This window comes from Streptomyces sp. NPDC093109, assembly GCF_040701725.1.
Classification (GTDB): domain Bacteria; phylum Actinomycetota; class Actinomycetes; order Streptomycetales; family Streptomycetaceae; genus Streptomyces.
The window spans coordinates 55,348-80,008 of sequence record NZ_JBFBEZ010000023.1 but is presented as its reverse complement, the minus strand read 5'-3'; the positions used below and the strand labels follow the sequence as shown (position 1 = coordinate 80,008).

At 71.4% G+C, this 24,661-nt stretch carries 28 protein-coding genes and 3 pseudogenes; 17 read left to right on the top strand and 14 right to left on the bottom strand.

All coding sequences use genetic code 11. From position 1 onward, the window contains the following. Window positions 1-32: 32 nt before the first annotated feature. The 3 genes from AB0389_RS22450 to AB0389_RS22440 all read left to right on the top strand — a co-directional run bounded on the left by AB0389_RS22450 (window position 33) and on the right by AB0389_RS22440 (window position 2,847). Window positions 33-998 (top strand): ABC transporter substrate-binding protein, encoded by a 966-nt coding sequence (locus tag AB0389_RS22450; protein ID WP_366397217.1) that lies wholly within the window; start codon window positions 33-35, stop codon window positions 996-998. A gap of 185 nt (window positions 999-1,183) precedes the next feature. Further along, entirely contained in the window at window positions 1,184-2,071 is an 888-nt protein-coding gene (locus tag AB0389_RS22445) for an amino acid ABC transporter permease (protein WP_366397267.1), read from the top strand. A gap of 23 nt (window positions 2,072-2,094) precedes the next feature. Next, entirely contained in the window at window positions 2,095-2,847 is a 753-nt protein-coding gene (locus AB0389_RS22440; RefSeq protein WP_366397266.1) for an amino acid ABC transporter ATP-binding protein, read from the top strand. Window positions 2,848-2,922: 75 nt separating this feature from the next. Here AB0389_RS22440 and AB0389_RS22435 read toward each other — a convergent pair whose 3' ends face one another. Beyond that, window positions 2,923-3,702, bottom strand: coding sequence for a class I SAM-dependent methyltransferase (locus AB0389_RS22435; protein ID WP_366397216.1), 780 nt, complete (start codon window positions 3,700-3,702; stop codon window positions 2,923-2,925). 86 nt (window positions 3,703-3,788) lie between these two features. On the opposite strand from AB0389_RS22435, the gene AB0389_RS22430 reads away from it, so the two are divergent. After that, the gene (locus AB0389_RS22430) at window positions 3,789-4,418 is read left to right on the top strand and encodes a CGNR zinc finger domain-containing protein (RefSeq protein ID WP_366397215.1); all 630 of its coding nucleotides are present in this window, start codon (window positions 3,789-3,791) and stop codon (window positions 4,416-4,418) included. Here the strand turns inward: AB0389_RS22430 and sodX are convergent. Then, a pseudogene (sodX, locus tag AB0389_RS22425) lies at window positions 4,322-4,750 on the bottom strand (nickel-type superoxide dismutase maturation protease); the annotation flags it as partial. The gene AB0389_RS22430 and the pseudogene sodX overlap by 97 nt on opposite strands. 136 nt (window positions 4,751-4,886) lie before the next feature. On the opposite strand from sodX, the gene sodN reads away from it, so the two are divergent. After that, window positions 4,887-5,282, top strand: coding sequence for a superoxide dismutase, Ni (gene sodN / locus AB0389_RS22420; protein WP_329063580.1), 396 nt, complete (start codon window positions 4,887-4,889; stop codon window positions 5,280-5,282). Between the two features lie 194 nt (window positions 5,283-5,476). Further along, window positions 5,477-5,715, top strand: a pseudogene (locus AB0389_RS22415) (NUDIX hydrolase); the annotation flags it as partial. Between the two features lie 10 nt (window positions 5,716-5,725). On the opposite strand, the gene AB0389_RS22410 reads toward AB0389_RS22415, so the two are convergent. After that, on the bottom strand, window positions 5,726-6,253 hold the full coding sequence (locus AB0389_RS22410; protein WP_366397214.1) for a flavoprotein: 528 nt from the start codon (window positions 6,251-6,253) through the stop codon (window positions 5,726-5,728). Between the two features lie 98 nt (window positions 6,254-6,351). Between AB0389_RS22410 and AB0389_RS22405 the strand changes: the two genes are divergently transcribed. The 4 genes from AB0389_RS22405 (at window position 6,352) to AB0389_RS22390 (ending at window position 9,041) form a co-directional block, all read left to right on the top strand. Further along, entirely contained in the window at window positions 6,352-7,539 is a 1,188-nt protein-coding gene (locus AB0389_RS22405; RefSeq protein ID WP_366397213.1) for a helix-turn-helix transcriptional regulator, read from the top strand. Window positions 7,540-7,696: 157 nt separating this feature from the next. After that, a complete protein-coding gene (locus AB0389_RS22400) occupies window positions 7,697-8,104 on the top strand; it encodes a hypothetical protein (RefSeq protein WP_366397212.1) in 408 nt (135 codons plus the stop codon). 137 nt (window positions 8,105-8,241) lie between these two features. Further along, window positions 8,242-8,436, top strand: coding sequence for a hypothetical protein (locus AB0389_RS22395; RefSeq protein WP_366397211.1), 195 nt, complete (start codon window positions 8,242-8,244; stop codon window positions 8,434-8,436). Between the two features lie 86 nt (window positions 8,437-8,522). Beyond that, complete coding sequence (locus tag AB0389_RS22390) at window positions 8,523-9,041, top strand: hypothetical protein (protein WP_366397210.1); 519 nt, start codon at window positions 8,523-8,525, stop codon at window positions 9,039-9,041. Window positions 9,042-9,308: 267 nt separating this feature from the next. On the opposite strand, the gene AB0389_RS22385 is transcribed toward AB0389_RS22390, so the two are convergent. Together AB0389_RS22385 and AB0389_RS22380 are read right to left on the bottom strand one after the other, a co-directional pair. Then, window positions 9,309-9,836, bottom strand: a complete 528-nt coding sequence (locus tag AB0389_RS22385) for a hypothetical protein (protein WP_366397271.1) — start codon at window positions 9,834-9,836, stop codon at window positions 9,309-9,311. A gap of 80 nt (window positions 9,837-9,916) precedes the next feature. After that, window positions 9,917-10,609 (bottom strand): annotated as a pseudogene (locus AB0389_RS22380) (protein kinase); the annotation flags it as partial. A gap of 128 nt (window positions 10,610-10,737) precedes the next feature. On the opposite strand from AB0389_RS22380, the gene AB0389_RS22375 reads away from it, so the two are divergent. Both AB0389_RS22375 and AB0389_RS22370 read left to right on the top strand, forming a co-directional pair. Further along, entirely contained in the window at window positions 10,738-11,346 is a 609-nt protein-coding gene (locus AB0389_RS22375; RefSeq protein WP_366397209.1) for a TetR/AcrR family transcriptional regulator, read from the top strand. Further along, window positions 11,346-12,833 (top strand): MFS transporter, encoded by a 1,488-nt coding sequence (locus tag AB0389_RS22370; protein ID WP_366397208.1) that lies wholly within the window; start codon window positions 11,346-11,348, stop codon window positions 12,831-12,833. The genes AB0389_RS22375 and AB0389_RS22370 overlap by 1 nt, the downstream gene beginning before the upstream one ends. On the opposite strand, the gene AB0389_RS22365 is transcribed toward AB0389_RS22370, so the two are convergent. From AB0389_RS22365 to AB0389_RS22355, 3 genes are all read right to left on the bottom strand, one after another. Continuing rightward, window positions 12,820-13,176, bottom strand: a complete 357-nt coding sequence (locus tag AB0389_RS22365; protein WP_366397207.1) for a hypothetical protein — start codon at window positions 13,174-13,176, stop codon at window positions 12,820-12,822. The genes AB0389_RS22370 and AB0389_RS22365 overlap by 14 nt on opposite strands. Window positions 13,177-13,280: 104 nt before the next feature. Next, complete coding sequence (locus tag AB0389_RS22360) at window positions 13,281-14,144, bottom strand: metallophosphoesterase family protein (RefSeq protein ID WP_366397206.1); 864 nt, start codon at window positions 14,142-14,144, stop codon at window positions 13,281-13,283. A 51-nt stretch (window positions 14,145-14,195) separates the two neighbouring features. Continuing rightward, window positions 14,196-14,603 carry a RidA family protein gene (locus AB0389_RS22355; protein WP_366397205.1) on the bottom strand — a complete coding sequence of 136 codons (408 nt, stop codon included), beginning with the start codon at window positions 14,601-14,603 and terminating at the stop codon, window positions 14,196-14,198. 134 nt (window positions 14,604-14,737) lie between these two features. Here AB0389_RS22355 and AB0389_RS22350 point away from each other — a divergent pair, with 134 nt between their 5' ends. Continuing rightward, the gene (locus tag AB0389_RS22350) at window positions 14,738-15,460 is read left to right on the top strand and encodes a hypothetical protein (protein WP_366397204.1); all 723 of its coding nucleotides are present in this window, start codon (window positions 14,738-14,740) and stop codon (window positions 15,458-15,460) included. A 77-nt stretch (window positions 15,461-15,537) separates the two neighbouring features. Here AB0389_RS22350 and AB0389_RS22345 read toward each other — a convergent pair whose 3' ends face one another. From AB0389_RS22345 to AB0389_RS22330, 4 genes are all read right to left on the bottom strand, one after another. Beyond that, complete coding sequence (locus AB0389_RS22345) at window positions 15,538-15,981, bottom strand: DUF6304 family protein (protein WP_366397203.1); 444 nt, start codon at window positions 15,979-15,981, stop codon at window positions 15,538-15,540. A gap of 93 nt (window positions 15,982-16,074) precedes the next feature. Then, window positions 16,075-16,674: a GNAT family N-acetyltransferase gene (locus tag AB0389_RS22340; protein ID WP_366397202.1), complete on the bottom strand. Its 600-nt coding sequence runs from the start codon at window positions 16,672-16,674 to the stop codon at window positions 16,075-16,077. 66 nt (window positions 16,675-16,740) lie between these two features. Continuing rightward, window positions 16,741-17,802, bottom strand: a complete 1,062-nt coding sequence (locus tag AB0389_RS22335; protein ID WP_366397201.1) for a family 2 encapsulin nanocompartment cargo protein polyprenyl transferase — start codon at window positions 17,800-17,802, stop codon at window positions 16,741-16,743. A gap of 87 nt (window positions 17,803-17,889) precedes the next feature. Continuing rightward, window positions 17,890-19,296 carry a family 2B encapsulin nanocompartment shell protein gene (locus AB0389_RS22330; RefSeq protein ID WP_366397200.1) on the bottom strand — a complete coding sequence of 469 codons (1,407 nt, stop codon included), beginning with the start codon at window positions 19,294-19,296 and terminating at the stop codon, window positions 17,890-17,892. Between the two features lie 163 nt (window positions 19,297-19,459). Here AB0389_RS22330 and AB0389_RS22325 point away from each other — a divergent pair, with 163 nt between their 5' ends. Then, window positions 19,460-20,413, top strand: coding sequence for a pyridoxal-phosphate dependent enzyme (locus AB0389_RS22325; RefSeq protein WP_366397199.1), 954 nt, complete (start codon window positions 19,460-19,462; stop codon window positions 20,411-20,413). 70 nt (window positions 20,414-20,483) lie between these two features. On the opposite strand, the gene AB0389_RS22320 is transcribed toward AB0389_RS22325, so the two are convergent. Next, complete coding sequence (locus AB0389_RS22320; RefSeq protein ID WP_366397198.1) at window positions 20,484-22,085, bottom strand: Na+/H+ antiporter; 1,602 nt, start codon at window positions 22,083-22,085, stop codon at window positions 20,484-20,486. 35 nt (window positions 22,086-22,120) lie between these two features. Between AB0389_RS22320 and AB0389_RS22315 the strand changes: the two genes are divergently transcribed. From AB0389_RS22315 to AB0389_RS22305, 3 genes are all read left to right on the top strand, one after another. Then, on the top strand, window positions 22,121-22,381 hold the full coding sequence (locus AB0389_RS22315; RefSeq protein ID WP_366397197.1) for a UBP-type zinc finger domain-containing protein: 261 nt from the start codon (window positions 22,121-22,123) through the stop codon (window positions 22,379-22,381). A gap of 244 nt (window positions 22,382-22,625) precedes the next feature. Next, the gene (locus AB0389_RS22310) at window positions 22,626-23,039 is read left to right on the top strand and encodes an anti-sigma regulatory factor (RefSeq protein ID WP_114622250.1); all 414 of its coding nucleotides are present in this window, start codon (window positions 22,626-22,628) and stop codon (window positions 23,037-23,039) included. After that, a complete protein-coding gene (locus AB0389_RS22305; RefSeq protein ID WP_366397196.1) occupies window positions 23,036-24,196 on the top strand; it encodes a SigB/SigF/SigG family RNA polymerase sigma factor in 1,161 nt (386 codons plus the stop codon). Before AB0389_RS22310 ends, AB0389_RS22305 begins: the two co-directional genes overlap by 4 nt. 79 nt (window positions 24,197-24,275) lie before the next feature. On the opposite strand, the gene AB0389_RS22300 is transcribed toward AB0389_RS22305, so the two are convergent. Next, window positions 24,276-24,656: a hypothetical protein gene (locus AB0389_RS22300; RefSeq protein ID WP_366397265.1), complete on the bottom strand. Its 381-nt coding sequence runs from the start codon at window positions 24,654-24,656 to the stop codon at window positions 24,276-24,278. Window positions 24,657-24,661 lie beyond the last annotated feature (5 nt).

Below are 24,661 nucleotides of genomic sequence, written 5' to 3'. Positions count from 1 at the left end.
CAGCCCGCTATCCCCGCCGGAGGACCCAGACCATGACCGCACGCACCAGCTGTCGCACGACCACCGCGAAGTCCCGGATGGCCGCGGTCGGCACGATCGCGGTCGCCGGCGCCCTGCTGCTGACCGCCTGTGGCGACCAGACCAAGAGCGCGGAGTCGTCGCCGTCGTCGTCCTCCGCCGAGTCCAAGGCTCCCCTCTTCGACCAGCTCCCCAAGGCCGTCCAGGACGCCGGGGTCCTCAAGGTCGGCTCGGACATCGCGTACCCGCCGGTGGAGTTCAAGGACACGTCCGGCAAGACGGTCGGGATCGACCCGGATCTCGCCGACGCGCTCGGCAAGCAGCTCGGTGTGAAGTTCGAGTTCGAGCCCGCCACCTTCGACACCCTGGTCACCGGTCTGCGCGCCAAGCGGTACGACCTCGTCATGTCGGCCATGACGGACACCAAGGACCGCCAGAACGGCGTGGACGGCAGCACCGGCAAGAAGGTCGGCGAGGGTGTCGACTTCGTCGACTACTTCACCGCGGGCGTCTCCCTCTACACCAAGAAGGGCGCGGACAACGGCATCACCAAGTGGTCCGACCTCTGCGGCAAGAAGATGGTCGTACAGCGCGCCACCGTCTCGGACGACCTGGCCAAGGCCGAGAGCGCCAAGTGCACGCAGGCCGGTAAGGCGAAGATCTCCATCGAGGCGTTCGACAACGACCAGCAGGCCCAGACCCGGCTGCGCAGCGGCGGCGCCGTGGTCGGCGCCTCCGACTTCCCGGTGACGGCGTACGCGGTGAAGACCTCGGGCGGCGGCAAGGACTTCCAGGTGGTCGGCGAGCAGGTCGAGGCCGCCCCGTACGGGATCGCCCTGGCGAAGAACAACCCGCTGACGCCGACGCTCCAGAAGGCCATGGAAGCGATCATCAAGAACGGCGAGTACGGCAAGGTCATGGCGAAGTGGGGCGTCCAGGACGGCGCGGTCACCGAAGCCAAGCTCAACGGCGGATCCTGATCCGCCGACGGGCCGGCGCTGAGGGCTGAGAGGCAAACTTCGTGACTGTCGAGATCAACAAGCCGGACGAACCGAAGGACGGCGGCACGGGCGCCACGTCCGGGGCCGGCGGGGGCGCCGGGGCTGGGTCCGGGTCCGGGTCCGCGTCCGGGTCCGGACCGGGGCTCCGGAAGGCCGCGTCCGTCATGCCGGAGGCGATCAGAGCCGTCCCTGTGCGGCACTACGGGCGCTATGTGTCCGCGGTGATCGTCATCGGGCTGTTCGTCGCCATCGTGTACGCCTTCTCGCAAGGCAAGATCAACTGGGGTGCGATCCCCGAGTACTTCTTCGACGACCGGATCCTCAGGGGCGTCGGGCAGACCATGCTGCTCACGCTCCTGTCCATGCTGATCGGTGTGGTCGGCGGCATCGTCCTCGCGGTGATGCGGCTGTCGAAGAACCCGGTGGTCTCCTCGATCTCGTGGTTCTACATCTGGTTCTTCCGCGGCACCCCGGTGCTGGTCCAGCTGATGGTCTGGTTCAACCTGGGGCTCGTCTTCGAGTACATCAACCTCGGGCCGATCTACAAGGACTACTGGTCCAGCTTCATGACGCCGTTCCTGACGGCGCTGCTGGGCCTGGGCCTGAACGAGGCCGCGTACATGGCCGAAATCTGCCGGGCCGGCCTGCTCTCGGTCGACGAGGGCCAGACGGAGGCGTCGCACGCGCTGGGCATGAGCCAGGGCAAGACCCTGCGCCGGGTGGTGATCCCGCAGGCCATGCGCGTGATCGTGCCGCCGACCGGCAACGAGGTCATCAACATGCTGAAGACGACCTCGCTGGTGGCGACCGTACAGTTCTACGAACTGCTGCGGTACGCGCAGGACATCGGGCAGGCGTCCGGCTCCCCGGTGGAGATGCTGTTCCTCGCCGCCGCCTGGTATCTGGTCCTGACGTCGGTCCTGAGCGTCGGCCAGTACTACCTGGAGCGGTACTACGCGCGCGGCTCCAGCCGCAGCCTGCCGCAGACCCCGTTCCAGCGCGTCCGGGCCACGGTGCTGTCCTTCGGCCGGCCCAAGGGAGGAATGGCATGACCGCGACCACGACCGGAACCCCGATGGTGAAGGCCGAGGGCGTCCACAAGTCCTTCGGCGCCGCCCACATCCTCAAGGGCATCGATCTGGAGGTGGCGCCGCGCGAGGTGTTCTGCCTGGTCGGCCCGTCCGGCTCGGGCAAGTCGACCTTCCTGCGCTGCATCAACCACCTGGAGAAGGTCAACGCCGGCCGGCTCTCGGTCGACGGCGAGCTGGTCGGGTACCGCCAGAAGGGTGACAAGCTCTACGAGCTGAAGGACAGCGAGGTCGCCAGGAAGCGCCGGGACATCGGCATGGTCTTCCAGCGCTTCAACCTCTTCCCGCACATGACGGCGATCGAGAACGTCATGGAGGCGCCCGTACAGGTACGCGGCGAGGCGCGCGCCGTGGCCCGCGCCCGCGCCGAGAAGCTGCTGGACCGGGTGGGGCTGGCCGACAAGGCGGGGAACTACCCCTCGCAGCTCTCCGGCGGCCAGCAGCAGCGGGTGGCGATCGCCCGCGCGCTGGCGATGGAGCCGAAGCTGATGCTCTTCGACGAGCCGACGTCGGCTCTCGACCCGGAGCTGGTGGGCGATGTGCTGGACGTGATGCGCGGGCTCGCCGAGGACGGCATGACGATGATCGTCGTCACCCATGAGATGGGTTTCGCACGGGAGGTCGGCGACGCGCTGGTCTTCATGGACGACGGGGTGGTCGTGGAGTCGGGCCACCCGCGCGATGTCCTGACGAACCCGCAGCACGACCGTACGAAGTCGTTCCTGTCGAAGGTGCTGTAACCGGAACGGGACCGGGGGCGGTACTGGTTTTCGTACCGCCCCCGGTCCCGTTCCCGCCCCCGTTCCGTATCCGAGTCACTTGAGCGCGAGAACCAGCGAGTCGGACGGCGAGGACCAGACGGCCCGCGCCTCCCCGAAGCCCGCCGCGCGCAGCTGACGTGCGTGCCACTCCACGGACGGCGTGTCCCCCTCGGCGTGCTCCCCGTAGATCCGGAACCGCTCGGCGGCCGGTCCCGCGAGGACCGGATCGGCGGCGACCAGCTCCCACCACCCGGCCCAGTCGACGGCGCCCGCGGCCTTCGCCCGCTCCATGGCGGCATGGCGGTGGGCGCGCTCGGCGGCGTTGATCCTGGGCGTGCTGTCATCGGGCATGTGGTCGGCGTTCAGGAACACGCCGCCGTCCCTGACGAGCGCGCCGAGCCGGCCGTAGAGCGCGGCGAGCGGTTCCTCGTGCAGCCAGTGCAGGGCGGTGGCGGTGAGAACGGCGTCATAGCTGTCGTACGGCAGCAGCTCCGGCCAGCGCGGGTCCTTCAGGTCGGCGGTGACGAAGGTGACGCGGCCGTCACCGGCGAAGGAGCCGCGGGCGATGGCGAGGAGGGCGGGATCGAGGTCGACGCCGGTGCTGACGGCGCGGGGGAACCGGTGGAGCAGCCGGGCCGTGATACTTCCCGTACCGCAGGCGAGATCGAGCACGCGCGGTTCGGGGCCGACCACGGCCTCGACCATGTCGAGCATGACCCGGAAACGCTCCTCGCGGTCGGGGAGGTACCACTCCTGCTGGCGGTCCCAGCTCTCCTGCCAGGCGCGCCAGTCCGTACCGGTACCGACATCCGCGCGCGTGTTCGTATCCGTCACAAGAACCTCCCACGTAATACCCTGGAAGCGGCGCGACCTATTACCGCCGCGAAACCGACACTAGCCCGCTCCCGTAAGGACTACAAGTGGAACTGGCCTCTTACTCGGACTATGCCGTCCGGCTGGTCAACACCGAGGAACCGGCCCGCGGCACGGACACCCTGACCTCGGTCGAGACCGTCCGCGCCCTCTTCGGCCCCAACTCCCTGGCGGCCCGGCGCGCCACCGACGCGGACGTCACCCGCTTCCGGTCCGTACGGACGCGGCTGCGCGCGGTCTTCACCGCGGCGGACGACGGCGAGGCCGTCCGAGCGGTGGACATGCTGAACTCACTGCTGCTGGAGTTCCCCGTCAGCCCGCAGATCTCCGGGCACGAACTCCTCGACGCCGAGGGCCGGCCGCGCTGGCACATGCACCTCGCGGAGCACCCGTCCAACGCGACCGCCGGTTACGCGGCGACGGCGGCGATGGGCCTCGCGTTCCATCTGACGGAGTACGGGGTCGACCGGCTAGGCCTGTGCCAGGCGGCGCCGTGCCGCAACGCCTATCTGGACACCTCCACCAACCGGTCGCGCCGCTACTGCTCGGACCGCTGCGCGACCCGCGCCAACGTCGCCGCCTACCGGGCCCGCAAACGCCTGGAGACCGAACGCACCGCCGCCACCGGACGCACCGCGGAAACCAGCCAGGAGGCCACCGCGCGCGCCGACCGCTGATCGCCCAGCGGCCGGTAGCGCACCCTGACCCGGGCGAGCAGCAGCTCCTCGGGAACCGCCCCGAAGACCCGGCTGTCACCCTCGGCCCCCGGATTGTCGCCGAGCACCCACCAGCCGCCGCCGCGTCGCTCGATCAGCCGCTTGACGATGAGCAGATCCTGCTGCAAGGGGTGGCGCAGCACCGCCACATCACCCGGCCGCACCGAGGCGCGGTAGCGCACGAGCAGCTGATCGCCGTGTTTGAGCGTGGGATACATGGAGGGACCGCGCACCTCGGCAATGCCCCAGCGCGCCCCCGGCTCCCGCCCGTCCTCCGTCATCGGCCACCTCCGCTCCCACCGTACGGTGCGACCCGGGTCCCGTCCCGACCCCGGACTTTCGTCCTAAGCCCCAGGGGCACCTGCGAAATACCTCTTCTCACGGAGTAATGTCCCACCTGAGAAGACGATCACGAGGAAGGACAGCTCCATGCTTTCCCGCCTGTTTGCCCCCAAGGTGAAGGTCAGCGCCCACTGCGACCTCCCCTGCGGCGTGTACGACCCGGCCCAGGCCCGCATCGAGGCCGAGTCGGTCAAGGCCGTCCAGGAGAAGATGCAGGGCAACGACGACGCCCACTTCCAGGCGCGCGCGACGGTCATCAAGGAGCAGCGCGCCGAACTGGCCAAGCACCACGTCTCGGTGCTCTGGAGCGACTACTTCAAGCCGCCGCACTTCGAGAAGTACCCGGAGCTGCACCAGCTGGTCAACGACACCCTGAAGGCCCTCTCCACGGCCAAGGGCTCGACCGACCCGGCCACGGGCCAGAAGGCTCTGGACTACATCGCCCAGATCGACAAGATCTTCTGGGAGACCAAGAAGGCCTGACTGAACCCCGCCGGGCTCTCACCGTCGTCAACGGCGAGAGAGCAGGTCAGACGGGTAGAGAGAGGGCTCGGCAGCCACCACCGCCGAGCCCTCTCTCACGTCGGAAGCTCCCCCGATTCTCGTCAGAGTGACATGCTGGATACCTCACCGGGACAAGGGCGTTGGGCTCATGCGGTGGACCGTCCGTGGAGCGCGTCAAGCCGCTGGTTTACGCGCGGCCCCCGAACGGCATCACCGACTCCGGGCACTCGTCTTCCGCGCTGAGGCCGCGTCGTGTACGGGCCCGCCGACCGAGGCCAACGAGTCCGACCGGATCGAGTGGATCCCGATCTCGGAAGTCCCGGGCATGATCGACCGCCGCGAGTTGGTCAGCAGTGGCAGCCTGGTCGGCCTGCTGTATCTGCTGCTGAACGAGGCGACGGGCAGCTCGTAGGACGCTCTCGTCATGTCCGCGTGCTGATCGCGTCCAGCGCCGTCGCCCACGGGTACGGTCGCCGCTCGCCGGGCTGGTTCGGGACGAACCCAGCTTCGCCGTACAGCACGTTCACACCCATGTCGCGCAGCTCCTCCACGCTCTTGTCGAGCCGCCGGTGTTGTGCGTAGGCGGAATTCACGCACGGCATTGTCACGATGGGGATGCCCTTGCCTATGCCTTCGGCGGCCACCCCGACCACGAATGTGGAGGTCAGCCCGAGTGCCCAGCTGTTGATCGTGTTGAACGTCGCCGGCGCCACGAGGATTGCGTCCGCCTTCGGCCAGACATCCGGTTCACCAGGCATCTTGTACTCGGAGCGCACCGGGCCTTCGGTGAGCCGCTCCAGCTCGGCGCGCTGCGGCTCCAGCCAGCGCGCGGCCGTAGGCGTCAACCCGAGGCGAACATCCCACCCTCGGCGCTGCGCGTCTTCGATCACCTGCGCCACGTCGAAGACAGGCGGCGCCGCGCTGCTGAACAGGTAGAGAGTCGACGTCATGGGCCAAGTCGACCACACGCAACCGCCCCCGAACCAGGGTTGGATCGGGGGGCGACGCGCGTACCGTTCCAGATGACGAGTCAGGAACGGAGACAAGTATGCCCAGATGTCCCGACGACGACCACACCGGCACCCGCATCAAGGAACAGCGGAAGCTGGCGCGCCTCACGCAGCGTCAGCCGGCAGATCGGATCCCCTACTCGTACAGCCTCCTCAATCAGGTCGAGTGCGGCGCTCGGCCGACGACCTCGGATTTTGTCGCAGCCGTGTCGCGCGCCCTCGGGATCGACGCCACCGTACTGACGGGGCAGCCGTACGTCAGCGACCTGCGGCAGAACCGCCTCGCCTCGCTGGTTCGGCCTATCCGTGAGGCGCTCGATCTGTACGACCTGGGGGCGAATCCCGACCTGTCCGCACGGCCGGCCACGGTTCTCGTCACCGAGGCGGATCGGGTGTGTCAGCGGGTGCGAGCTACCCACCTGCGTTTAGCCGCTCGTGACCTCCCGTGGGTCATCGCTGAGCTGACACACGTGGCGTGGACGACCCCGTCCACTCCCGTGTGGCAGGCACTTGCCAGCGCCTACCGGACGGCACACGACATCGCCGTCAAGGTCGGGTACTCCGATCTGTCAGTGGTGGCACTGGACCGGATGGACTGGGCTGCCGCGAGGGCGTCGGATCCGTGTCTCGCGGCGATCCGGCAGTACAAGCGTGCGCTCGGGTACCACAAGGCCGGTACGCCCGCCGTCGGTCAGAGGCTCATCGCGTCCGGTCACAGCCTGCTCGCCTTCGAATCGTCCAGGGAGTCGTTGGCCGTGGCCGGACAGCTGCACCTCGGAGCCTCCGCGGTCGCGGCGCGGGCGGGCGACGAGGCCACCGTGGCGTCCCACATCGGGGCCGCCCGCGAGCTGGCGGGCAGAGTCGGCGGCGAAGCCGGCGACATCCACTGGCTCAGCTTCGGCCACACGAACATCGCGCTCCACGAGATGGGTGCGGCCGTAGAGATGCGCCAATACGACCGGGCGCTGGTCCAAGCTCGGAGGATGAAGCTACCGGCCGGCACGTTGACGAGTCGCCGAGCCCGGTTCCTCGTTGACCGAGCGCTTGTAGAGATGGAGACCGGGCACACGGACGCCGCGCTGAAGCATCTGGTGGAAGCACGTGCGGCTGCCCCGGAGCAGACGCGCTATCACCCCCGTGCCCAGGAGACGATTTCGGGTCTGGTCCGCCGAGCCCGCTCGGCACCGGACAATCTGGCGCACATGGCGTCCTGGGTGGGCCTGTAGCAGGTGGTCGTGTGGACGCTCACAGCGCTCACAGCACTCACAAGCTGTGAGCGCTGTTCGCTTGTCGGGCAGTGACGCTGGGCTCATATCAACTCATCGATGAGCTCTGAGGCCCGTCGCCGAGACATGCCGTACGAGCCGTCACATGGAGCCGACCATGTCCGACACCAAGGCCGAGCCACCGCTCGTCTTCATCTACGACCGCTACCCCGGCCGACTCGGGCGAGGCCGGGGCATCCTCAACCTTCGGTTGGAGGGCTGCCAGAACTGGGCCGCCGCGCAGCGCTGGGAGATCGTCGGCCGTTGGGTCGACCTCGGCGACCAGGCGCTCACCGATGAGGACCGCCCCCGTTTCGACGAGCTGGTGACGGACATGGCGGAGATGTCCGAAGTGGCGCCGGGCCGTTCCCTGATCTGCCTGGTGCACCACTGGGACCGGCTCACCCGCCACGGCAACCGCGGCCAATACCAGCACCGGATCACGGCAGCCGGCGGGTATACGTCGACAACCTTCGGCGACGACGACCAGGCCACCACACTCGCCGCCCCCGGGGAGGCACGGTGACCAGATACCCGGAGGGGAGTCACGACTTCTCCCGAGGAGGAGGCGTCGTTCACGCGTTGCACAGAGCACGGCATCACACTCCTGTGGCGCGGAGATCCCATTGGGGACGGCGACTTCCCCGACACGTCGTCCGCGCCGTGCCTGCGCCCTCACCTGCCCAGGGGCCGGCCCTGCCCGTGCGGCTGCACGCCGTGAACATCAACCTCGCCGCCACACACGCCGCCGAGACCCCGCTGTTCGCCTGCCGCACCTGCGAGCAGGACCTGATCGTCATACACCAGCGCGCCCACGAGCCCCCCGGGCGCCGGTACGTACCCGCACGCCCCCACTGAGCCCCCGTCCCGGCCGACGACTCCGGCCAGGAAACCCCGGCCGGAACGGGTTCCACCACCCACCCACAAGAGAGGGAGGCACCTCTATGACTACCACCACCACGACGACCCCCACACGGGACGCCCGCGCGTTACTCACCCGCACCCAGTTCGCAGATGTCCGCGCGACGGTCATGGACAGCAACCCGGACATGACGGCGGAACTGGCCGGCCGGATCGTGGAGCAGGCGCTGGCGTTCGTCGCGACCGCCGCCGCCTTCCGGGACGCCAGGATCGCGCCGTCGCCCGTGGTCGACGAGGGATGGCACGCGCTCATCCTCCACACACTCCTGTACGCCGACCTGTGCGCCCGCCTCGGCGGCGACTTCGTCCACCACTACCCGCAGCGCCCCGAGCCGTCCGGCTACCTTCAAGGCGTCACGGAAGACACCCTCGCCACAATCACCGAAGCCGGGTACACGCCGGATCTGGAACTGTGGCAGGGTCCGGACGAGAACCGGATCACGGTGGGCTCGTCCACCTGGCACACGCCCCCGGGCGGCTGCGGACCGATCGTCCTGATCCCCAAGAAGCCGAAGCCCCAGCCAAAGCCGAAGGACGAGTAGGCTGCTCCGTCCCGAGGGAAGGCGCGTCATGGAGTGGATCAATCCGGAGTACGCGGACCTGGTGGAGGCCATGAAGCAGGCCGAAGCCGAGGACTCCGAGGACGGGCCGAGGCGCTGGTTCATCGTTCCGGCAGAGAACTGACAACCCACTCCCGGCGCCGAGACTCCCCCGGTGGCCGGACGGTGCGCCCGGACGTGCGGTGGCCGGGCGCGCCCACCACTACCGCCCCGGCCGTCGGTCACGTCATTCCGACAGCCGGCTCTCCTCTACGAGCCGTTGAGGCGGGTGAGGGACACCAGGATGAGAAACAGGTGGCCCAGCAGCGGGACGAAGGCTGTCGCCTGGAAGAAGCCGAGCGCCGGGCCCCGCCGCTGACCGACGCGGGACGCACCGCCGACGGCCGAGGCCCAGAGTCCCCATATCGCGAATGCCAGCGGAACAAGGGCGAAGCCCGGCCGTATGCCCTGGAGCAGCAGGGCCGGGATGAGCAGGAGGTATCCGTGGCGCAGCCGTCGTGCCCGCATCCGGTTGTCCGCCCGCTCCCGCGCCGGATCGACCGGGGTGGTCGGGGCAGCCGGGGCGGTCGGGGTGATCTGGGCGGGGCCGGGGATCGGTGTGGGGGCGGTGGGTGGCTTCGGGGGTAGGTACGGGGTGGTCGGTCCGGGTTTGACGCGCTCGCGTACGTGTTCGATGTACGCGCGCATCTCGTCGGCGTCCCGGAACCGGTCCTCGGGTTGCTTCTCCAGGGCGCGGGCGACCAGTTCCTCGACCGGGTCAGGGACCCGACAGCCCACCGAGGCCAGTGTCGGCGCCGCGACGGTGACATGCAGGTACCCGATGGAGAAGCCGGAGTCGCCCTCGAACGGGACCCGCCGCTGATCAGCTGGAACAGCATGACCCCCACCGCGTACAGATCGGCTCTGCCGTCGACGGCCCGGCCACGGCTGTCGAACTGTTCCGGTGACATGTAGTACGGGGTGCCGATCAGATCGCCGACCGCGGTCAGGGCCGTGCGCGGTGATCCCTGCCCGACCGCGTCCAGGATCCGGGCGATCCCGAAGTCCATCACCTTGACCCGCCCGTCGGCCGCCACCACGACGTTGGAGGGCTTGATGTCGCGGTGCACGACTCCGGCGGCATGACTGGCCGTCAGCGCGGCCAGCACCTCGGCCGACAGGGCGAGGGCACGGTCCAGCGGCAGGCCCCGGCCGAGCGCCGCGTCGCGGGCGAGCAGTTCGCTCAGCGTGCCTCCCGCCACGAACTCCATCACGAGGTACGGAATCCGCTCCCCGCCCTCGAAGTGCTCCTCGCCGGTGTCGTGCACCGCCACCACGCTGGGATGGCTGAGCCGGGCCGCCGACTGGGCCTCGCGCCGGAAGCGGGCGCGGAGCACCTCGTCGTGGGCGAGGGTGGCCAGCATGGTCTTGACGGCGACCGTCCGGTTCAGCGCCGTGTCGTGCGCCTTGAACACGGCCGCCATGCCGCCCTGTCCGATCTGTTCCTCCAGCCGGTACCGGCCGGAGGCCAGCGCCAGCCCCGACCGGATCGGCCCGGTTGCACCCGGCATGTCGCGCCCCTCCCGTCGCCCGGTCCCCACTGCCGGACAGGCCAGCGAGTATACGGACCCGCTCGTGGCGCTCACGGCGGACCACCGAAGCGTAGACAGTGTCTACTACCACCTGGTAGACACTGTCTATGTCTTCTGTGAGTGCTGTGAGTGAGCCGGACGGCGACCTGCGGGGCCGTCTGGTGCGGGCGGGCGTCGAACTGTTGGAGGGTCAGGGGGCACAGGCACTGTCCTTGCGGGCCATCGCCCGGCACGCGGGGGTGTCGCACGGAGCGCCCCGGAGGTACTTCCCGACCCATCTGGAGCTGCTGTCCGCCATCGCCCGGCAGGGGTTCCTCGATCTGGGCGAGCGGGTGGGCGAGGCCCTGACCGCCGCGCCGGGCACGGCGCGGGGGCGGTTGACCGTGCTGGGGCGGGTGTATCTGGGCTTCGCCCGGGAGCGGCCCGGGATGTACGAGCTGATGTTCCGGCACGATCTGCTGGAGAGCGGCCGGCTCGGGCTGCGCGAGACCAGCCTGCCGCTCTTCGCCGTGCTGACGGACCTGGTCGGGCGAGCGGGGGTACGGGACGACGCAGACGCCGCGGACGCCGCCGTGGTGGCGGGCGTTCTGTGGGCGAATCTGCACGGGATCGCCCAGCTGTGGGCCTGGGGCAGCCTCCGGCTCGCGACGGGCGCGGACGATGTCGAGCCGCTGCTGCGGGCCGCGTTGGACGCGCACCTGGGACCGGAGCACTGATGCGCGCGGAAGAACCCCGCGCACGCCGGCGGCTCACCCTCGCCATGAGCGTCACCGGGGCCGCCCTCGTCGCGCTCGACGGGACCGTGCTGACGGTGGCGCAGCCGGCCCTGCGGCGGGATCTCGGCGCGTCGTTCACCCAGGTCCAGTGGGTCAGCACGGGATATCTCATCGCCGTGGCGAGCCTGCTCGTCTTCTCGGGACGGCTCGGCGACCGGTACGGCCACCGGCGCGTCTTCGCCCTCGGAATCCTGGGCTTCGCCGCTGCCTCGGCCGGTATCGGGGTGGCGCCCGGGGTCGGCTGGGTGATCGCCCTGCGCGTCGTGCAGGGGGTGTTCGGCGCGCTGCTGCAACCGGCCACGCTCGGGATGCTGCGCGCCGCGTACCCGAGCGACCGGCTGGCCATGCCGATCGCCCTCAGGACGAGCGCGATCGGCCTCGCTGCCGCCGCGGGACCGGTGGTGGGCGGCGCGCTCACCGACAGGCTTGGCTGGCGGGCCGTGTTCTTCCTGGGCGTCGGACCGGCCCTGGTCATCGGGGCGCTGGCGCTCGCCGTACGGACCCCGGCGCCCGCGCGCGGCGAGGCCGCGACCGGCACGCCCACGACCGGTGCGCCTGCGCCCGGTGCAACCGCCCGTACCGTACGGCTCGATCTGCCCGGCGCGGGGCTGCTCGCGGTGGCCCTGGTCGCTCTCGTACACACGCTCGTCGCGCTGCCCGAGGGCGGGCCGCCCGTGGTGACGGCGCTGGGGCTCGCCGTCACGGCCGCCGCCACCGCCGCGTTCGTCCGGCACGAGCGGTCCACCGCCGACCCGTTGATCCCGCCCGCCGTGTTCCGCTCGGCCACCGTCACCTCGGCGCTGGGTGTGCTGCTGGCCGCGACCGCCGCGCTCTTCGGGGCGCTCTTCCTCGCCACGTACTTCCTCCAGGACGTGCTGGCTCTGAACCCGCTCCAGAGCGGACTGCGCGCGCTGCCGCTGGCCGTGATGATGGTCGCCGGGGCGCCGCTCGCCGCCGTGGCCCTGCGCCGGTACGGTCCGCGCCGCACGGCCGTGCCCGGGATGGCGCTCGTCGCGGCCGGCACCTTTCTGCTGTCACGGCTCGACACGGCGTCGACGGCCCCGGAGATCGGCGGCTGCTTCCTCGTCCTGGGCGCAGGGTTCAGCACGGTGATGGTCACCGCCACCGCCGTCGTCGTCCGTCACGCGCCCGCCGGGGCCGCCGGTGTCGCGGGCGGGCTCCAGCAGACCGCGATGAACGTCGGCCCGATGCTGGGCGTCGCCGCCGCGACCATGCTGACGGGCGCCGAGGGCGCCGTCCGTACCTCGATGGGCCCGGCGCTGACCGCCCTCGCGGCGGTCGCCGTCGCGGGCACGCTCCTCGCGACGCGGCTGCCCGCCGACACCCAAACCGGCACCGGCACCGCCACGGACGCCACCGATGCGCGCCGCCCGACGCCAGCGCCCTCCCGCGTCAGTCCTCCGTGACCAGGTTGTCGCTCCACCGGAACCACGCCCGGTCGCCGGATATGTGCAACAGGAACTCCGCCACCGGCCCGGCAGGCGCCGCCAGGACGACCGACCGCTCGATCTCCTCGCACGCCGCCGCCCAGGCGTCCGGCTCCTCGTTGATCCGGCCGAGCAGCGCGACTTCCCGGTTGAACAGCGGCTTCAGCGGCGCGAATCCGGGGCCCGGGGTGAACAGGCCGCGGAGCCAGGGGAAGTCGGCGTCGTCTATCAGGATCTCGCCCACCCGCACGGCCCCGTCCCCGTACCCGTCCCCGTACCCGTCCGTAGCCGTGCGCGCCGTCACCCGCCAGACCTCGTCCATGTGCCCCACCGTGTCCGTCCTCTCTCCCACCGATCCCCCGATCCCCCGATCCCCGGCCGGACATCCACTCTCGCAGACGGCACTGACAACGGCCGGTCCGCCGGTCAGCCGGCCGCCCCCGTACGCCCGTCCTTCGGCGCGAACGCCTCCAGCGCGTCCGCGTCGCCGGCGCGGGCGCGCAGGAAGTAGTCCGCCCACTCCGCGATGTCCCCGTAGCCGCAGTCCGCCGTCAGTCCGGCGATCGCGGCGTCGATGTCGAAGGCGGTGACCCGCAGTTCGACCCCGGGGCCGAGCAGCGCCCAGTGGGCGCCGGGACGGCCGTACGGCATACCCACGCTGCCCGGGTTGACGACCTGACGGCCGTGGGCGAGCCGTACGAACGGCATATGGGTGTGGCCGCACACGACCGTACGGATGTCCTCGCCCAGCCCCTCGAAGACCTCGGCCCAGCGGGCCAGCCGGGAGTCCACCACGACGATCTCCTCGTCGTCGCGCGGGGTCGCGTGGCAGAACAGGACCTGGCCCAGGCCCTCGACCCGCAGATAGCGGGTGGGCGGCAGAGCGGCCAGCAGGGCCACCTGGTCCTCGCGCAGTTGGCCGGCGGCCCAGGCGCCTATCCCGTCGGGGATCGACGCGACCCCGCCCCGGCGCACCTCGACGAGCTCCCGGTCGGCGTTGCCTCCGAGCAGGACCGCTCGCTCCCCCAGCCGCGCCAGCCGGTCGAGCACCTCGACGGGCTGGGGGCCGGCCGCGATATCGCCGGTGACCAGGATCCGGTCCGCGGCGGCGACGTCCGGCTCGGCGAGCACCGCCTCCAGGGCCGGCAGGACGCCGTGGATATCGGAGAGCACCGCGACCCGGGCACCCCGCCCGCCGCCACCACCCCCGCTGTCACCGCCACCGCACCCACTGCCGCCACCGTCGCCGCTCGTACGTGTGCCCGCGCTGTCACTCGGTCGTTTCGGCATGTGTCCCGCACACTCCTTACGCTCCCGATCACCGGACCCGGCCCGTACACCTCACCGCTCCGGAGGAACCTCCGCCACCGCGGTGATCTCCACCAACTGCCCCGTGTAGCCCAGGCAGGCGACCCCCAGCAGCGTCGACGTGTGCGGCCCGGTGCGCAGCCCGCCCGCGCGCACCACCTCCCAGACCCGGCTGAGGTCCGCCGGATCGCTCGTCGCGACCGACACCGTCGTGGCCACCACATCGCCCGTCCCGCAGCCCACGGCCGTCAGCGCGCTCTCCAGATTGGCCAGCACCTGCTCGGTCTGCGCCACGAAGTCGTCCGGGCCCACGAGTTTGCCGTCCTCGTCGAGCGGTACGGACCCGGCCAGGAAAGCCAGACGCCGGCCCGTCTCGACGACCGCGGTGTGCGCGTAGTCCGGCGGCGGGAACAGACCGGGCACGGTCATACGGTGGGCCATCTCATCGCTCCTTAAGCTGTCTACCCGCTCATACGGCTATGGGCCGTCTCTTACTCATCACCGGCCCCAAACCACCCGCGCAGGTGGTAAGCAAGCCACGCGCGGCAGCGCCCCCGCCTTGGTAACGTCGATCGGTGGACTTCCGTGCGGAGACCGGCGCCTCGCCCCGGCGCGATCTCGGCCGCACCATCGAGGGCGAATTCGAAACCCAGCTGACCGTACGGGCCGACCGCCGGGGCCGCGTCGAGCGCGCCGACCGGGCCGACCGGACCGACCGGGCCGGCGCGCTCGACGAGTGGGCCGCCGCGCACGGCCTGCGGCTCACCCATGTCGTCCTGGACCGCGGGCGCACCCCGTCCCGGCCGACGCTCACCCTGCGCGGCTCGGGCCGTCTGGACGAGCAGCGGCACGCCACCGAGCGGTGCGTACGGCGCCTGGCGGAGGCCGGGTTCACGGTCGTACGGACCAGGCTCGCGGCGGCGCCCTGGAACGAGGGCGTACCGCGGAACGGCGCCGAGGCCGCCGCGTTCCCCGCCTGCTGCCGCTTCGAGCACCGCGTCACGCTGCGGCTGCCGATCCCGTACCACGCGGGCCGGCTGACGGCCGTGGTCGAGCAGCACGCCGCGCATCTCTCCCGTGACGCCCGCCGGGCGCTGCCGGGCGGGGCGCAGGAGCGCGCCGTGACCCAGCGGGTACGGGGTGTCGGCCGGCCGGTGGCGCGCGTACGGCTGGGGGCACTGCTGGACGGGATCACCGGCGCGGGGTTCCAACCGGTCGACGTCCAGGAAGAGTTCGTCCTGTACGACGACAATCCGGCGGCGGACGGCGGCTGGGTGGAGGAGTGGTCGGGGCGGTAATGCGGATGGCCGCTCCCTGGCAAAGAGGGAACGGCCATCCGGCACTTCAGGTACCTCACATACCTCACGTACTGCGGTCAGGCCGCCCCCACCAGCGGCTCCGCCGCCAGTTCCGTGTCCGTCGGCAGCTGGCTCCGGATCCGGCCGAGCGCCTCCTCGAAGCCGCCCCCGGCGATCCCCGACGCGTACGCCGCGCCCCGGCAGTGCAGCGTCAGGCTCAGCTCCGCCCGGCCGACCGGCCCCTCCGCGTCCCGCTCGCCCAGGGCGAGCAGGCAGCTGAGCGTGGCCTGTTCGACCGCGCCGTCCGCGCTGACGGGCAGCGGGATGTCCCACTCCATGACGCAGGACGACAGGCTCTCGCCCTCACCCACCGCTTCGAGCGCGGCGAAATCGCCGCCCGCGTACTCCACACCCCTGATCCGGGTGCGGACCTGCCGTCCGCCCGCGGTGAGGGTGATCGCTTCCGCCCCCTGGCGGTCCCGGTACCAGCCCGCCCATGTATCCGTCGACTCCGCTGTCATGGCAGCGGACTGTAGCGGTAGGCGCGTTTCCGGCGCAGCGCGGGGCGGCGCTTCATGAGGGTCCGTCACTTACGGTTCAGTGCTCGCGACAGCTCAACGCGCCTTCGGCTCCCGCCACATGGGCCACATGTGCGGACCGTCGGGGAGGTCCACCGTGTGTTCGGCGAAGTCGAAGCCGAGCCGCTCGTAGAGCCGGCTGCTCCGCTCGCTGCTCGCCTCCAGATACGCCGGGATCCCGTCGCGGTCGCAGCGTTCGAGGACGGGCTCGATCAGCGCGCGGCCCAGGCCCCGGCCCTGGTGCTCCGGGGAGACCGCGATCATCAGCAGGTACTCGTGCGCCCGGTCCTCGGGGTGCACCGCGCCCGTCAACCGGCCCACCAGCTCGGCCCGTTCGTTGTCCGGGTCGGCCGCCTCCCGCATCCGGGCCGGGATCTCGTCCTCCTCCTCGGGCGCTCCGGCCGGGATCTGGAGCCAGAGCGCCAGGGCCGTCTCGTCCTCCAGGAGGTCCACCCGGCCCTCGGCGAGGGCGAGATCGGCGAACACCCCGAGGAAGAGCCCGTTGACCTTGCGGCGGTGCTCGTCGTCGGGAAACACCCAGTTGCACACCGGGTCGTCGTAGAAGGCGTCTTCGAGCAGTCGCACCAGTGTCGCCCGGTCGGCCTGCCCGGCCTGTCTGATCCGTACGTCGTCCATGTTCCGGCCCTCCCCTGGATCACCAACTTGACTCTGTGATCCTAGAGTTGGGGCGGAAGGGGGATTTCAGCGGGTGCGTCGGGTGACGAATTCCGCGAGGGCCAGCAGGTCACCCGCCGCCGCCAGATCGGGCACGGCGCACGACAGCTGCTGGACAGCCGCCGACATCCGGTCGGCGGCCTGGAGCTGTGCCCACTCGCGCCCGCCGGCCCGTTCGACGGCGTCGGCCGCCCGCCGTACCGCCTCTGGTCCGTCCAGCGGCCCCCGGTACAGCTCGGCCAGCTCCTCGGCCGCCGGGGTGCCCGAGACCAGCGCCGCGACCACGGGCAGGGACTTCTTGTGCGCGGCGAGGTCGGCGCCGGCTGGCTTGCCCGTACGGTCGGGGTCCCCCCAGATGCCGATGAGGTCGTCGATGAGCTGGAACGCGAGCCCGGCCTCCCGGCCGAAGGCGTCCAGCGCGGCGGCCCGTTCCTCCCCGGCGCCGGCGTACAGCGCGCCGAGCGCGCACGCCGTGCCCAGCAGCGCGCCCGTCTTGGCCGTCGCCATGGCGACGCACTCGTCGAGCGTCACCTCGTGCGGGCCGCGCTCCTCGAAGGCACAGTCGGCCTGCTGTCCCGCGCACAGCTCGATGACGCAGTCCGCGAGCCGGGCCGAGGCCGCCGACGCGGCGGGATGCGGGTCCTGGGCGAGGAGCCGCAGGGCGAGCGCCATCATGGCGTCACCCGCGACGATGGCGTCGGCGGTGCCGAAGACCGTCCACGCGGTGGCCCGGTGGCGCCGGGTGGGGTCCTCGTCGATCACGTCGTCGTGCAGCAGGGTGAAGTTGTGCGCCAGCTCGACGGCGACGGCGGGCCGTACGGCGCCGGCCGGATCCCCGCCGAGCGCACGGGCGGCGGCGAGCACGAGCGCGGGCCTGATCGCCTTGCCCGCCCCGCCGTCCGCCGGGCTCCCGTCGGCGTGCTCCCAGCCGAAGTGGTACGCCGCGACCCGCCGTATCGCCGGGGGCAACGACGCGACGGCGGAGCGGAGTTCGGGTTCGACGGCGGCACGGGTGCGCGCCAGGAGGGCCACGGCGTCCTGGCTCTCCGCGCCGACGTCCGCGCCGGTCGTGGTCACAGTCACGGTCATTTCCTCACCTCACAGACACGAGGGGTACGGGCCGGTACGCGGGCGGGCGCGCCCCCTGTCGCCGCCCGCCCGCGCTGTTCGGCTCGCTCAGCTCCAGCGGCCCACTTCGACGTTCTCCAGCACCCCGAGGGCGTCCGGCACCAGAATCGCCGCCGAGTAGTACGCCGTGACCAGGTACGAGATGATCGCCTGCTCGTCGATGCCCATGAAGCGGACCGACAGGCTCGGCTCGATCTCGTCCGGGATGCCGCTCTGCTGGAGCCCGATGACACCCTGCTCGGCCTCGCCCGTACGCATGCAGATGATCGAGGTCGTCCGCGCGTCGGAGATCGGGATCTTGTTGGACGGGAAGATCGGCACCCCGCGCCACGCCGGTACGTGGTGACCGGCGATCTCCACGCTGTCCGGGTAGACCCCGCGCTTGGTGCACTCACGGCCGAACGCGGCGATGGCCCGCGGATGCGCCAGGAAGAGCTTCGAGCCGCGGCGGCGCGAGAGCAGCTCGTCCATGTCGTCCGGGGTCGGCGCGCCGTCGTGCGGCTGGAGCCGCTGGCCGTAGTCGCAGTTGTTGAGCAGCCCGAACTCGCGGTTGTTGATCAGCTCGTGCTCCTGGCGCTCGCGCAGCGCCTCGACCGTGAGCCGCAACTGCTGCTCGGTCTGGTTCATCGGCTGGTTGTAGAGGTCCGCGACACGGCTGTGGACCTTCAGCACGGTCTGCGCGACGCTCAGTTCGTACTCGCGGGGCGACCCCTCGTAGTCGACGAACGTGTGCGGTACGACGGCTTCGCCGACATGCCCGGCGGACAGGTCGATGGCGGCCTCGCCGTACTTGTTCGTCCGCTGCCGCGGTACGGAGGCGAAGGCCTCCAGGTGGCCGCGCAGCGAGTCCTCGCGCTCCGCGAGGTTCAGCACGTCCCGCCGGGTGAGCACCAGGACGGTGCACGCCGTGACCGCGCGGGCCGTGAAGCCCCAGGTGGCGTCCCCGTCCACCAGCGCCTGCTCGCCGAAGTACGCGCCGTCGGCGAGGACCGCGAGCTCCGCCTCGTCCCCGTAGGGGCCCGTGCCCAGCTTCTGCACCCGGCCGTGCGCCAGCAGATAGACCTCGTCCGCGGCGTCGCCCGCCGCCGCCAGGACCTCGCCCGCCGCGAACTCGCGCTGCTCGCAGCGGCGCGCCAGCTCGGCCAGGACGTCTTCGTCGGCGTACTCCCGCAGGGCGGGCAGCTCGCCCAGCTCGGCGGGGATGACCGCGACGCGGTCGGCGGTCTGTACGAAGGTGACGCGCCCGTCCCCGACGGCGTAACTGAGCCGGCGGTTCACCCGGTAGGTGCCACCCTGCACCTGCACCCACGGCAGCATGCGCAGCAGCCACCGCGAGGTGATCTCCTGCATCTGCGGCGCGGACTTGGTGGTGGTCGCCAGGTTCCGCGCGGCGTCCGTACCCAGACTCTGCTGGGGCGGAATCTGTGCCGTACGGACCTCATCAGCAACCGACATGAAGTGTGCCCCCTCGTTTCCCGATCATGGTTCTACCTGCCAGGGAATCGTTCCATCACTTGGCGTATCCGCGCCATTACTCATACGAGTGGGAATGGATTGCGAAAAACGGGGCATCAGGGTCGCCACCCCCGCGCCGGCATGCGGATACGACAATGGGGCCATGACCTCGCACAGAACGCCCGGCCCCGGCGACCCCGCCGGCCTCGCCGCGCTGCGGCCCCGGCTGCCGTCGCCGCTGCGGCCGGTCGAGGACGAGCGGTTCGCCCGGCACGGCGTGCGGCTGCTGCTCAAGCGTGACGATCTGATCCACCCGGAGCTGCCGGGCAACAAGTGGCGCAAGCTCGCGCCCAATCTGCGCACGGCGGCCGAGGCCGGCCGGCGCACCCTGCTGACCTTCGGCGGCGCGTACTCCAACCATCTGCGCGCGACCGCCGCCGCCGGCCGGCTGCTGGGCTTCGCAACGGTCGGGGTGGTCCGGGGCGACGAGCTGGCCGGCCGGCCGCTGAACCCGTCGCTCGCCCAATGCGCGGCCGACGGGATGCGGCTGCTCTTCGTGGACCGTACGGCCTACCGGCGCCGCGCGGAGCCCTCCGAGGTGGCCGCGCTGCTCGCCGGCGCGGACCTCGCGCCGGATTCCGTTTACGTCATACCGGAAGGCGGCAGCAACGCCCTCGCGGTACGCGGCTGCACCGCACTCGGCCGGGAGCTGCGCGGCGCGGCCGAGACCGTCGCCATCGCCTGCGGCACCGGCGGAACCCTGGCCGGCCTGGCCGCCGGGCTGGGCACGGACGGCCGCGCGCTGGGCTTTCCCGTCCTCCGGGGCGGCTTTCTGGACGCGGGGATACGGGACCTCCAACGCGCCGCGTTCGCCGGTCCTGCCGGTGAGTGGAGGCTCGAAGACCGGTTCCACTTCGGCGGTTTCGCGCGCGTCCCCACCGAGCTGGACGCCTTCGCGGCGGACTTCGAGGAGCGGCACGGGCTGGCCGTGGAGCGGCTCTACGTCGCCAAGATGCTGTACGGCCTGACGACGCTGGCGGCGGAGGGCGCCTTCCCGCCCGGCACGGCCGTCGCCGCCGTCATCACGGGCAGCCCCGAGCCGGCCGACCGGACATGAGCCCGTACGCGCCGTAACTCCGTACCCCCGCCGGGCTTACGCGGTCCGCCCGTTTCGCGGCCCGGCCCGCTCAGTCCGAGCCGTCCTCCCGGTACACCGCCGCCTCCTCCAGGTCCAGCCTGCGCAGCAGCGTCCGCATCATCTCGTCGTCGATCCGCCGCCGGTCCCGCAGCTCCACGAAGACCGCGCGCTCGGCCTCGATCATCTCGCGCGACAGCCGCCGGTAGGTCTCGTCGGCGGACTCCCCCGTCACCTCGTTGACGGCCCCGAGCCGCTCCCAGACCGCGTTGCGGCGCCGATCCAGTACGGTGCGGAGCCGGTCGGCCAGCGGCTGGGGCAGCGCGTTGGCGTCATCGGCCAGCAGCGCGTCAAGCCGCCGTTCCGCCGCCGCCGACGCCTCGCTCTGGGCCTGCGCCTCGGCCAGGGTGTCGGCCTGCCGGTCGCGGCCCGGCAGCTTCAGCAGCCGGATCAGCGGCGGCAGCGTGAGCCCTTGGACGACCAGCGTGCCGATCACCACGGCGAAGGTCAGGAAGAGGACCAGGTTCCGGCCCGGGAAGGGCTTCCCGTCGTCCAGCGTGAGCGGGATCGAGAACGCGATCGCCATGGACACCACGCCCCGCATACCGGCCCAGCCGATGACCACCGGCGCCGTCCAGTCGGTGTCGGGCTCGCGCTCACGCACCCGCGGGAAGAGCGCGCGCGGCACGAAGGTCGCCGGGAAGACCCAGACGAAGCGGACCACCACCACCGCCACGAAGATCCCGACGGCGTACCCCAGCGCCTCCCCGACCCCGTACTCCCCGAGCCCCCGCAGCACGACCGGCAGTTGCAGCCCGATCAGCGCGAAGACCGCCGACTCCAGGACGAAGGCGACCATCTTCCACACGGCGGCCTCCTGGAGCCGTGTCTCGAAGTCGACCTGCCACGAGCGGTGGCCCAGATAGAGCGCGACCACCACGACCGCCAGCACCCCGGACGCGCCGACCTGTTCGGCCGCGGCGTACGCGACGAACGGGATGAGCAGCGACAGTGTGTTCTGGAGCAGGGCCTCCGTCAGATGCGTCCGCAGCCAGTGCAGCGGCACCATCAGCAGCAGCCCGACCCCCACCCCGCCCACCGAGGCCAGCGCGAACTCCCCGACGCCACCGCCCCAGCTCGCGCCCGCGCCGACCGCCGCCGCCAGCGCCACCTTGAACGCGGTGATGGCCGTCGCGTCGTTCAGCAGCGACTCGCCCTGGAGGATCGTGGTGATCCGGCTCGGCAGCCCGAGCTTGCGGGCGATCGCCGTGGCCGCCACCGCGTCCGGCGGCGCGACGACGGCGCCGAGCACCAGCGCGGTGGTGAGCGGCAGATCGGGCACCAGCCGGTACACGAGCCAGCCGACGGCGAGCGTCGCGAAGAGGACATAACCCACCGACAGAAGGGCCACCGGTCTGATATTCGCCCGCAGATCGAGGTACGAACTGTCCACCGCCGCCGTGTAGAGCAGCGGCGGCAGGATCAGCGGCAGCACGATGTGCGGGTCGAGGGTGTACGCCGGCACACCGGGGATGTACGCGGCGACGAGCCCGGCGGCGACCAGCAGCAGCGGCGCGGCCACCGGGGTCCGGCGGGCGGCCCCGGCGATCGCCGCGCTGCCCGCCACCAGCGCGACCAGCGGCAGTACGTCCATTCGGCAGTCCTCACATGCGTCGTAACCTGGTCATCATGAGCGAGTGCGTCCACATCGCGGAACTGCCGCGCCCCGAGCCCGCCCCCCGGGGCGACACCTGCCCCGCGTGTCTGGCCGTCGGCAGCCACCCCGTACAGCTGCGGCTGTGCCTGGTCTGCGGGCAGATCGGCTGCTGCGACTCGTCGCCGTACCGGCACGCGACGGAGCACTTCACGGAGACGGGACACGCGGTGATGCGGAGCTTCGAGCCGGGAGAGAGCTGGCGGTGGTGCTATGTCGACGGTTCGATCGTCTGACGACTGGGTACGTCAACCCTCCGCCGGTTCTTCGTAATTGGGCACCACAGACCCCTAGCCACACTCCGTGGTCATATGTTTACCATGAGTGACCAACGCCGATCGGGGGTCCCGGCGACACGGCACCATGGATCGCGATAGCGTCGCCAGTCCAGACCGGCTACGTAATAACGCGTACCGCGAAGGCTCCTGGACACTTCCCGTCCCGGAGCCCTGAAGAGCTTGTGCCACCTTGGAGGTGAGGGTGTCCCAGATCGCAGGTGAGCCCGGGACCCAGGACTTCGTGGAAGTCCGGCTGCCCGCTGCGGGTGCCTATCTGTCCGTGCTGCGTACGGCCACGGCCGGTCTCGCGGCGCGTTTGGACTTCACCCTCGACGAGATCGAGGACCTCCGCATCGCGGTGGACGAAGCCTGCGCGATCCTGCTCCAGCAGGCCGTGCCCGGCTCCGTCCTCAGCTGCGTGTTCCGCCTTGTCGAGGACTCACTCGAAGTGATCGTCTCGGCCCCCACCACCGACGGGCGCGCGCCGGAGCGCGACACCTTCGCCTGGACGGTGCTCTCCGCGCTGGCCGGCAAGGTCGACTCGACGGTCGCCGAGGACCGTACGGTCACCATCAGTCTGTACAAACAGCGCGGCGCGGGACCCGGGCCGGCGTGACGAACGGGGACGGACCGGTGCGGGACGAAGGACACATCCCACGGGAGCCGCGGGGAGGCCACGGCGCCCCGGCGGAGCCGGCGCGCTCCCCCGCGGGCATCCCGGAGCAGCAGGCCCGTCCCCACCCGGAGGACGGCCTCCCGAGGACCGGATGTGACGGCCAGACGGCCGCGGCGGAGCAGGCGCAGTCAGAGCGGGCGGCCCTTATGAGCGAGCAGCACGAGATCCAGCGGAATCAGCGCGAGGAAGCGCCCGGCGCCGGCGGTACACCAGGCGACACACCCGGCGCGGCGCCCGGCAGTACACCCGGCAGTACGCCCGGCAACGCGAGCACGCCGGGCGACACGCCTGCCGACGCGCCCGCTTCCGAGCGCGCCAACGGGCCCGGAAGCAGACACGATCCCCACGACCGCAGCGGGGCGCGGGCGATGTTCATCGCCCTGGGCAAACTGCCCGACGGCTCCCCGGAGAAGGCGGAGCTGCGCAATCAGCTGGTGCGGATGCATCTGCCGCTGGTCGAGCATCTCGCGCGGCGGTTCCGCAACCGCGGCGAGCCGCTGGACGATCTGACCCAGGTCGCGACCATCGGCCTGATCAAGTCCGTCGACCGGTTCGACCCGGAGCGCGGGGTCGAGTTCTCGACGTACGCGACCCCGACGGTGGTCGGGGAGATCAAGCGGCACTTCCGGGACAAGGGCTGGGCGGTACGGGTGCCGCGCCGCCTCCAGGAGCTGCGGCTCTCCCTGACGACGGCCACGGCCGAGCTGTCGCAGCAGCACGGCCGGTCGCCGACGGTCCACGAGCTGGCGGAGCGGCTGGGCATCTCCGAGGAGGAGGTGCTGGAGGGCCTGGAGTCCGCCAACGCGTACTCCACCCTGTCGCTGGACGTCCCTGACACGGACGACGAGTCCCCGGCGGTGGCGGACACGCTCGGCTCGGAGGACGAGGCGCTGGAGGGCGTCGAGTACCGCGAGTCCCTCAAGCCGCTGCTGGAGGATCTGCCGCCCAGGGAGAAGCGGATTCTGCTGCTCCGGTTCTTCGGCAACATGACGCAGTCACAGATCGCGCAGGAGGTCGGCATCTCCCAGATGCATGTCTCCCGGCTGCTGGCCCGTACCCTCGCGCAGCTGCGCGAGCGGCTGCTGGTCGAGGAGTAGCCACGAGGAGCAGTCGGTACGGAAACACGTGCCGGCGTACGGCCCGGTGGTACGGCGGCGGGGCGGGGCCAGGACAGGCCTACGCGCCGCCCGCCGGCCCCCGGATGCCGAGTGCCTCGGTGGTCGTCGGGTTGACGATCAGCACCAGCCCCGTCACGGCGAGCGCCGCGAGCGCGATACCGGCGGGGATCAGCCCGCCCGTCGAGGTCAGCAGCGTGTAGGCGACCGGCAGCGCCATGATCTGGGTGATCAGCGCGGGCCCCCGGCTCCAGCTACGGCGCAGCAGCAGCCCGCGTGCGGCCAGCAGCGGGATGGCGCCGAGCGCGATCAGGGTGATCCCGCCCATCTCGGCCTGCTGCGGGCTGTCGGGCCGCCCGAGCAGCCCCATCACCAGCAGGTACACCCCCCAGACGAAGAGCGCGAGCGCCTCGACCGCGCAGACGGCCGCCGCCCCGGTCAGCCGGC

Bases quoted from the DNA above. Each gene is read 5' to 3' on its own strand.
- AB0389_RS22450 (WP_366397217.1), top strand. From the start codon at position 33: ATGACCGCACGCACCAGCTGTCGCACGACCACCGCGAAGTCCCGGATG.
- AB0389_RS22445 (WP_366397267.1), top strand. From the start codon at position 1,184: ATGCCGGAGGCGATCAGAGCCGTCCCTGTGCGGCACTACGGGCGCTAT.
- AB0389_RS22440 (WP_366397266.1), top strand. From the start codon at position 2,095: ATGGTGAAGGCCGAGGGCGTCCACAAGTCCTTCGGCGCCGCCCACATC.
- sodN (WP_329063580.1), top strand. From the start codon at position 4,887: ATGCTTTCCCGCCTGTTTGCCCCCAAGGTGAAGGTCAGCGCCCACTGC.
- AB0389_RS22410 (WP_366397214.1), bottom strand. From the start codon at position 6,253: ATGACGTCGACTCTCTACCTGTTCAGCAGCGCGGCGCCGCCTGTCTTC.
- AB0389_RS22405 (WP_366397213.1), top strand. From the start codon at position 6,352: ATGCCCAGATGTCCCGACGACGACCACACCGGCACCCGCATCAAGGAA.
- AB0389_RS22400 (WP_366397212.1), top strand. From the start codon at position 7,697: ATGTCCGACACCAAGGCCGAGCCACCGCTCGTCTTCATCTACGACCGC.
- AB0389_RS22390 (WP_366397210.1), top strand. From the start codon at position 8,523: ATGACTACCACCACCACGACGACCCCCACACGGGACGCCCGCGCGTTA.
- AB0389_RS22375 (WP_366397209.1), top strand. From the start codon at position 10,738: ATGTCTTCTGTGAGTGCTGTGAGTGAGCCGGACGGCGACCTGCGGGGC.
- AB0389_RS22370 (WP_366397208.1), top strand. From the start codon at position 11,346: ATGCGCGCGGAAGAACCCCGCGCACGCCGGCGGCTCACCCTCGCCATG.
- AB0389_RS22365 (WP_366397207.1), bottom strand. From the start codon at position 13,176: ATGGACGAGGTCTGGCGGGTGACGGCGCGCACGGCTACGGACGGGTAC.
- AB0389_RS22360 (WP_366397206.1), bottom strand. From the start codon at position 14,144: ATGCCGAAACGACCGAGTGACAGCGCGGGCACACGTACGAGCGGCGAC.
- AB0389_RS22355 (WP_366397205.1), bottom strand. From the start codon at position 14,603: ATGGCCCACCGTATGACCGTGCCCGGTCTGTTCCCGCCGCCGGACTAC.
- AB0389_RS22345 (WP_366397203.1), bottom strand. From the start codon at position 15,981: ATGACAGCGGAGTCGACGGATACATGGGCGGGCTGGTACCGGGACCGC.
- AB0389_RS22340 (WP_366397202.1), bottom strand. From the start codon at position 16,674: ATGGACGACGTACGGATCAGACAGGCCGGGCAGGCCGACCGGGCGACA.
- AB0389_RS22335 (WP_366397201.1), bottom strand. From the start codon at position 17,802: ATGACCGTGACTGTGACCACGACCGGCGCGGACGTCGGCGCGGAGAGC.
- AB0389_RS22330 (WP_366397200.1), bottom strand. From the start codon at position 19,296: ATGTCGGTTGCTGATGAGGTCCGTACGGCACAGATTCCGCCCCAGCAG.
- AB0389_RS22325 (WP_366397199.1), top strand. From the start codon at position 19,460: ATGACCTCGCACAGAACGCCCGGCCCCGGCGACCCCGCCGGCCTCGCC.
- AB0389_RS22320 (WP_366397198.1), bottom strand. From the start codon at position 22,085: ATGGACGTACTGCCGCTGGTCGCGCTGGTGGCGGGCAGCGCGGCGATC.
- AB0389_RS22315 (WP_366397197.1), top strand. From the start codon at position 22,121: ATGAGCGAGTGCGTCCACATCGCGGAACTGCCGCGCCCCGAGCCCGCC.